General features: G+C 39.6%; 2 protein-coding genes. Both read right to left on the reverse strand.

The window, feature by feature from the left end; all coding sequences use genetic code 11:
• Window positions 1–7,691, reverse strand: a 7,691-nt coding sequence (locus GEZ89_RS09225; RefSeq protein WP_153225795.1) for a mucin-binding protein, incomplete at its 3' end; no start/stop codon positions are given.
• 598 nt (window positions 7,692–8,289) lie between these two features.
• Window positions 8,290–9,322 (reverse strand): LPXTG cell wall anchor domain-containing protein (locus GEZ89_RS09230; protein ID WP_153225796.1); only part of this gene is annotated, 1,033 nt, incomplete at its 5' end.

Genomic DNA, 9,322 nt, shown 5'->3' on the forward strand with positions numbered 1-9,322 from the left:
ACCAAGTTTCCAAGTGGTTTGTAGGTTACTGTATCTGTTGCTTCAGGATTTTCTGGAGTAACTGTCTTACCACCAGCTTCTGTCTTATCAGCGTAGTAACCTGGAATTACTGGTACAGATACCTTACCGTAAGTATGGCTCTTCTCAGTCCATGTTGTACTTCCATCAGCTTTGTTTACTTTACCAGTGAATGTGAAGTCGTCTTGGACGTTGTCGGCTGGAGTCTTATCGCCTGCTCCTTCAAACTTAACTGTTTGTTTAGTTGGTTTCTTCACATCATTTACGATTGGTACGTAGATAATTGGTGTGTCGTCACCTGGGTTTTCAGGAGTGATTGGTTTTCCTGGTTCTACTGGTTTACCTGGTTTGCTTGGATCTTTTGGATCTGGCAAGTATGGTTTGTAGCCTGGTACATTAGGAACAACTGGTTGACCTGGTTTCGTTGGATCCGTTGGATCATTTGGATACTTCACTTCTGGTGTTGATGGGAAGTTTGGATCGTTTGGTGTCTCTGGTTTTGGAACCAAGTTTCCAAGTGGTTTGTAAGTTACAGTTTCTTCGAGATTTTCTTGAGTGACTGTCTTAGAAGCAACACTTGCTTTATCCGCATAGTATCCAGTAACACTTGGCGTTGGAACTGCATCATAGTTAGTCTTATTAGTTGTCCATGCTTCATCAGGGTTAAGAACTTTACCTGTAACTTTATCAAGTTTTAAGGTACGTGTCCATTGTGCATTTTGAACATTGTCTGCTGGTGTTTGACTACCTGCACCTACATAATGAACAGTTGACATTACATCTTTCTTCCATTGATCTGTCGCTGGGTATTTAGGACTGTTTGGATCATTTGGATTGATTGGATCTGTTGGATTATGTGGATCGTTTGGTCCAACTGGAGTTTCACCATGTTTCAAGGTTACTGTCCAGGTTTGATCTACTGATGCATCGGTATCGAAGTGAACTCCTGCTGGGAATTCATCGCTTACAAGAACATAGCCACGATCTTCATAATACTTGATCTTGTCCGCAGTTGAGTAGTTGATTGCCTCACCTGATTTACCACCGACTTGATCATTGGCAAGGGTTTGACCTGTTGTTTGGTCAACGTACTTGATAATAGCTTTTTGTTCCGCCTTACGGTAGACAACAGGTGTATCAGATCCTGGGTCATTAGGTGTTACACTTGGTGTATCTGTCACATAACCTGGGATAACTGGAGTTGGAGTCTCGCCACCCTTAGTTGGATCTTGTGGATCATTGTTGTACTGTGGAGTTGGTGCTTTAGGAATTGGGTTTCCTTCTGGATCAACTGGAATGATCTTACCAAGTGGTTTATAAGTAACCTTATCCGTAACTTCTGGTTGATCTGGAGTAACTGTCTTAGATCCAGCTTCCTTCTTATCAGCGTAGTAACCTTTAACTACTGGAACTGTTTCTTTACCATAAGTGTGATTAGGTTGATCCCATGTTGTCGTACCATTTTTTTGTTTACCAGTAAAGGTGAAGTTATCTTGAACCTTATCAGCTGGAGTAGCTGTTCCTGCTCCTTCAAACGTTACCGTTTGTTTAGTTGGTTGCGTCACATCATTTGTTTTTGGTACATAGATGATTGGCGTATCTTCCCCTGGTTTATCAGGTGTTACAGGTGTTCCTGGTTGGATTGGTTGACCTGGTTTCGTTGGATCGTTTGGATCTGGAAGGTGTGGTTCATAACCTGGTACATCAGGAACGACTGGTTGACCTGGTTTCGTTGGATCTGTTGGATCGTTCGGATATTTAACACCTGGTGTTGATGGGAAGTTTGGATCGTTTGGTTTCTCTGGTTTTGGAACCAAGTTTCCAAGTGGTTTGTAAGTAACAGTTTCTTCAAGGTTTTCTTGAGTAACTGCCTTAGAAGCAACACTTGCTTTATCAGCGTAGTATCCTGTCAAACCTGGTGTTGGAACTGCAGCGTAGGCTGTCTTATCTGATGCCCATGGTGTCGCTGAAAGTTCTTTACCTGTGACTTTATCCAAGGTAAGGGTACGTGTCCATGTCGCGTTTTCAACATGATCTGCTGGGGCTGCTACCTTACCATCTGATACCACATACTTAACAGTAGATGTGACATCTTTCTTCCATTGATCTGTCGCTGGGTATTTAGGACTGTTTGGATCATTTGGATTGATTGGATCTGTTGGATTATGTGGATCGTTTGGTCCAACTGGAGTTTCACCGTGTTTCAAGGTTACTGTCCAGGTTTGATCTACTGATGCATCGGTATCGAAGTGAACTCCTGCTGGGAATTCATCGCTTACAAGAACATAGCCACGATCTTCATAGTACTTGATCTTGTCCGCAGTTGAGTAGTTGATTGCCTCACCTGATTTACCACCGACTTGATCATTGGCAAGGGTTTGACCAGTTGTTTGATCAACGTACTTGATCACTGCTTTTTGGTCTGCCTTAACATAAACAATCTTCGTATCTTGTGAAATTCGATCTGGATCACTTTCATCATTTGGTTCAATAGTTTTATCAACAATATTGTAACCCCATGCTTGTGGTTGTTCCTCCTTAATCACATATCCTGTTGGTGCATCTGGAATTTTAGTTTCTGCTGCTTCTTTAGGATTCAATGGGTTATTTTCATAAGTCTTAGATACTGAACCTGGAATAACATTTCCTGATTCATCTACTTGAATAATCTTACCAAGTGGTTTATAAGTTACAACATCTTCAGCATTAGGATTGGTTGGAGTGACTGTTTTACTACCTGCTTCAGACTTGTCAGCGTAGTAACCAGAAACTACTGGAACACTTTCCCTACCGTAAGTATGACTGTTTTCAGTCCATGTTGTTGTACCATCAGCTTGATTCTTCTTACCTGTGAAAGTATAGTCATTTTGAATCTTATCTGAAGGTACCTGAGCTTTACCATCTGTACTTGTGTACTTAACAGTTTGTTTTGTTGGTTGCGTCACATCATTAGTTTTTGGTACATAGATAATCGGCGTATCTTTTCCTGGATTTTCAGGGGTGATTGGTTTTCCTGGTTCTACTGGTTGACCTGGTTTACTTGGATCGTTTGGATCTGGCAAGTATGGTTTGTAGCCTGGTACATTAGGCACAACTGGTTTACCTGGTTTTGTTGGATCGTTTGGATCATTTGGATACTTCACTTCTGGTGTTGATGGGAAGTTTGGATCTTTTGGTGTCTCTGGTTTTGGAACCAATTTTCCAAGTGGCTTGTAAGTAACAGTTTCTTCAAGATTTTCTTGAGTAACTGTCTTAGAAGCAACACTTCCTTTATCAGCGTAGTAACCTGTCAATCCTGGTGTTGGAACTGCATCATAGTTAGCCTTATTCGATGCCCATGGAGTAGATGAGAGAACTTCACCTGTCACCTTATCAAGTTTTAAGGTACGTGTCCATTGTGCATTTTGAACCTTATCAGCTGGGGCAGTTGCATTACCGTCTGATACCACATAATGAACAGTTGACGTTACATCTTTCTTCCATTGATCTTCCGCAGGGTATTTAGGACTCTTTGGATCATTTGGATTGATTGGATCTGTTGGATTATGTGGATCATTTGGTCCAACTGGTGTTTCACCATGCTTCAAGGTAACTACGAATTCTTGATCAACTGACTCATCCTTGTCATAGGTAGCTCCTGCTGGGAATCCATCACTTACAAGAACATAGCCACGATCTTGATATTTCTTGATCTTGTCTGCAGTTGAGTAGGCAATAGCTTCACCTGATTTGCCACCTACTTGATCACTTTCAAGTGTTGCACCAGTATTTTGGTCTACATACTTGATAATAGCTTTTTGATCTACCTTACGATAGATAATTTCTGTGTCAGTACCTGGATTTTCAGGAGTGATTGGTTTTCCTGGTTCTACTGGTCTACCTGGTTGACCTGGTTTCGTTGGATCGTTTGGATCTGGAAGGTGTGGTTCATAACCTGGTACATTAGGCACAACTGGTTGACCTGGTTTCGTTGGATCCGTTGGATCATTTGGATACTTCACTTCTGGTGTTGATGGGAAGTTTGGATCTGTTGGTGTCTCTGGTTTTGGAACCAAGTTTCCAAGTGGTTTGTAAGTAACAGTTTCTTCAAGATTTTTTTGAGTGACTGTCTTAGAAGCAACACTTGCTTTATCAGCGTAGTAACCTGTCAATCCTGGTGTTGGAACTGCATCATAGTTAGCCTTATTCGATGCCCATGGAGTAGATGAGAGAACTTCACCTGTCACCTTATCAAGTGTTAAGGTACGTGTCCATTGTGCATTTTGATCCTTATCAGCTGGGGCAGTTGCATTACCGTCTGATACCACATAATGAACAGTTGACGTTACATCTTTCTTCCATTGAACTGTCGCAGGGTATTTTGGACTCTTTGGATCATTTGGATTGATTGGATCTGTTGGTTTATGTGGGTTATTTGGTCCAACTGGAGTTACATCGTGTTCTAGTCTAACTACGAATTCTTGATCAATGTTTTCATCATCATCAAATTTCTTTTGATCTGCAGTTGAGTTTGTAAATCCATCTTCTACAAGTTTGTAACCTTTATTAACAAAATCAGCAATCATAGCTGCAGTTGAGTAGTTAATAGCTTCACCAGATGTACCTTCAACTTCATCTTTTGCTAATTCCTTATTATTAGCAGTTGTATCAATGTATTTGACAATAGCTTTTTGTTTTACTTTTTTATAGACAACAACTGTTTCATAGACACCCAAATCAGATTTGGCTACAATATTACGCCAATAAGTTTCTGAAACGGTACGTCCACCAGCTTGAGCTTCAATAAGTGTTTCTGGTGCATTACTTGAATCATAAGTCACTGAAACTGAATCAGCTTGAGCCCCAGCTTCTAATCCTGGAACATTAGTTGATAGAATTTCTGGTTTATAGCCTTTGAGTTTTGGCGAAGCGATAGTACCATAATTATAGGTACCAGAATTTGTTCCGTCTTCTTTCCAGCCAGTATCAGCAATGTTATCTCCATCGATATCAGAAATGTGATACTTAGCTTTACTATAAGCTGCTAAGAATTCATCACCATTTCTAACGTTTGAATTTTTTAAAATCTTTTTAAAGCCTTCTTGGTCAATAGAGACATCCAAAGTACGGTTCCATTCTGATGACTGGATAACATCTTTTTTAACTGGAGTTCCATCTTCGTAGACATATTTGATGACATTTTTATGAACACCAGTCGGGTTGATTTTAGAACCATTTGAAACCCAAATGTTTTGACGGTTATCCCCAACAGGGTCAATACCATAAGTTTTATCTTTGGCAATAACGCCTCCTGGAGAAGAACCCGTAGGGACAGAAGAGGCATCTGCTGGTGTTATATTTGGATTATCATTTTTGAAACCGGCAATAGGAATAGACCCACCTTGAATATTGGTCCATACCGAACTTTGCTTTTCTCGACTTTGCTTATCCTTACCATCTTTATTCAATGAATAAACTGTATAGGTTCCAACTCCAGAACCATTATTGCTTGCAGGACCATTAAATTCGATTCTGTTTCTAGACGCTAATGATGGATTTGAAATATAAAGGATGTTCCCATGTCCAATGTCCTGTGGATTGTTTCCTTGAGGAATCGATAGTGGTAATTTACCTGTAATTTCACCTGCTGAAAGACTATCCGACTTAGTATATCTCATAAATGCAACATAAAAGGGATTGTTGAACTGGAAGAAGGTATTTGAACTATTACCTAGCGCCACAGATATCAACTCCGCATAGTAGTTCGTATTATCGTCTCGGATATCTACGATAGAACCTTTATTAGCTTGGAAAAGTGGCTCAGACTTAGTACCATTCTGAGAACCAAGTGAAATGACATCATCCCAGTCATTGTCGCCACGATTGTCCATTTGTACACGGAAAGTCGCGTAGTCATCTACAAGAATCTTACCATTTTCATTAAGGCCAATATAGTTGTAACCATCGTAACTACCCGAAGGTGCACCACCGTTCTTACCTTTACCTACTGAATGAAAGGTATTAGTCGAATGTTTTCCAAAGACTACTCTTGAATCATTTCCGAAATCAAGGGCAACGCCACGACCTTTATTTTCAAAGCGAACTTTGGAATTTTGACCTGTGACAAGTTCTGAGTGATTCCCCATCATAATACCGTCACGACCGTTAAATTCAAATGTTCCTTCTTCGCCAATAAGAACTCGGCTAGGACCATTTTTACGACCGTTGTTACCAGCACCGTAACCACCAAAACGATCCTTATCTGTAACGTTATCCCCTGGACGGTTTATACCAATTGAAATACCTTGACCGATACTAGTATTTAGGACTAACTTAGAGCCTTTACCAGTTTCTACGGTACCACTATCAGCCATGAAAATACCAGCATTATGGTAGCGAGCACTATCAGTTTGCTTGGCAGTGTTAATGTTGATAGTAAGACTAGCTTTATCTTTTACACTGACCTTAGCTCCACTTTCAAGAGTAATAGCATCCCCTTGAGAAGAACGGTTAAGCGTTAAGCTAGCTCCCTCAGCAACTGTTACAGATTTAGCATCGTGAATATTTGACTCACGACGTTTATCTGATTTACCAGCTTGTCCCACGTTCCGTTGAACATACTGAGTTTGACCATTTGCTGCTTGATAACTATCGCTAACTGTTGAAGTTGTAGTTCCTTTGATAACAACATGGGTGTTACCACCACCACCATAAAGTGATGAACCCTCACTTTTCACATTTTCAAATGTAACTGTATTTGAACCACTAGTTCTTGATAGTTCAATTGGACCTCTAGAGTTTGCTGAAGCAATCTTAAGATTTTTGAGGTTTAGTTCCCAGCTAGCTCCTGTCAACTCCAAAGTGTGTGACAAGAGTTCAAGACGAGCATTGTCGTCCTTACCTTGGATAGTAACTGCACGAGATTGTGCACTAATGGTAGTCTTACGGTCAACAGATCCTGAACGTCCATTGTCGGTATTACCATTATCACCTTGGGCTACGATATCACCATTTACAGTGATTTCGCTGACATTTCCATCCTCTAAGGCTGAAACAAACTCACTCCAATTAGATACTTCTCGTTTATCTTCTGAAGTAGCTCGACGTGTACGCTTTGAACGGCGTGCTTCAGCTGGAGTTTTATCAGTAGACTTATCATCTTTGTCAGCAACTTCAGCTGGAGCTTTGTCAGTAGACTTATCGTCTTTTTCAGCAACTTCAGCTGGAGCTTTGTCAGTAAACTTATCGTCTTTTTCAGCAACTTCAGCTTTAACTTCAGTTGCTTTCGCCGTTTCTTCACTCGATTCTTTCGCTGATGCTTCTGACTTTTCAGATTTTGGACTCTCGATTACAGGTTTTTCAGAATCTGAAGAAACTTCAACCTTTTCTGGTGTTTCAACAGCTTTATCTGCTACTGTTGATTTTGAATCGGCAGTTTCTAGTGATAGAGTAGACTTATCTGCTACTGTAGATTTTGATTCAGAAGTTCTTGGTACTAAAGATTCCGATGTACTTGTTGAACTTTCTGGACTAACAGATACTACGGAGGTGAGCAAGGTTTCTGAAACATTTACCTCATCAGCACTAGCAACTTGTCCACTCAAAAAGAAGGCAGTTCCTAAAAGAACAGAGGCTAAACCAAAACTATACTTACGTAAAGAAAAGCGTTGACGCTCATTAAAATGAAACTTCATAGTAATCTCCTTTTTACTTTTTCTTAAATTTTAGTATATCACTATATTTATAAAAATCAAGTGTTAGCGATTACTTTTTACTAAAAAACATATTAAACGAACTAAATTTATTATTTTTTACATCTCTTATCGCAAACTTAGTAATTCTTTAAGAAATAGAATTAAAGGAACAAACATCCATCTAGTGATGTATTTCAGCCCTGCTATGAGAGATTTATCCGTTTTTATATTCATACAACTTATTTAACAGTATTAAAATTTTTAGTAAATATTTTTTGCCGAGATTTATAGTTTTATCTTTTAGTTTTTCAACAAATCCTTCTATCTCTGGATATAAAAATGGAGAGAACAACGGCTGTCCTCTCCAAATGTTATAGTGAATTGAAATAGGGTATGAACAAATCGATTAGGAAAATCAAACTAATTTCTAGAAATATTTTTAGCAGTCTTAGTGTCCTGTTCTAGATTCATTCTACTATAGCTTTTTTCAACACTACAGTTGACAAAGAGCCAAAAAACCGTAAGAATTTCTTCTTACGGTTTTTCTAGCAAATTCATAGAATTGAGATTCTCAGTTTTGCTTTATTTGAGTAATTTCTTACTCTTCTTCCTCACGTTTTTTAGCGAAGAGGAGTCCGCCTGTTGCTGCTGCAAGAAGTGCTAAAGCAAGTGAAGCGCTAGATTGTTCTGTACCAGTATTTGGCAATTCTTTCGCTCCTGCTTTCTTAGCTGGTGCTTGAGCAGGTGAATCTTGGTTAGCAGCTGTAACAGCTTTTTCAGCTGGAATGACTGCTACTGAACCATCTTCAAAGGTTACAACTACTGATCCATCTTTGTTAACCTTGATATCTTTCGCGGTTGGGTTAGCTTTCTTAACTTCTTCCGCTACTTTAGCTTTTTCGGCGTCAGTCAAGTTGCTTGGATCTGTAACTGGGGTTACTGATGGATTCTTAACTCCATCTGATTCCTTAACTTTATCTGATGATTTCTTAACTGTCTTATCGGCTGGAATAACAGCTGTTGTACCATCTTCAAAGGTTACAACTACTGATCCGTCTTTGTTAACCTTGATATCTTTCGCAGTTGGATTAGATTTCTTAACTTCATCGGCTACCTTAGCTTTTTCTGCATCAGTCAAGTTGCTTGGATCTGTAACTGGGGTTACTGATGGATCCTTAACTGCTTTATCATCTGATTTCTTAACTGTCTTATCTGCTGGGATAACCGCTGTTGTACCATCTGGGTATGTAACAGTTGTTTTGCCATCTTTGCCAACTTCAACATCTTTCGCTGTTGGGTTAGATTTCTTAACTTCATCGGCTACCTTAGCTTTTTCTGCATCAGTCAAGTTGCTTGGATCTGTAACTGGGGTTACTGATGGATCCTTAACTGCTTTATCATCTGATTTCTTAACTGTCTTATCTGCTGGGATAACCGCTGTTGTACCATCTGGGTATGTAACAGTTGTTTTGCCATCTTTGCCAACTTCAACATCTTTCGCTGTTGGGTTAGATTTCTTAACTTCATCGGCTACCTTAGCTTTTTCTGCATCAGTCAAGTTGCTTGGATCTGTAACTGGGGTTACTGATGGATCCTTAACTGCTTTATCATCTGATTTCTTAACTGTCTTA

It is taken from the genome of Streptococcus mitis, assembly GCF_009496285.1.
In the GTDB taxonomy this organism is placed as follows: Bacteria; Bacillota; Bacilli; order Lactobacillales; family Streptococcaceae; genus Streptococcus; species Streptococcus mitis_BP.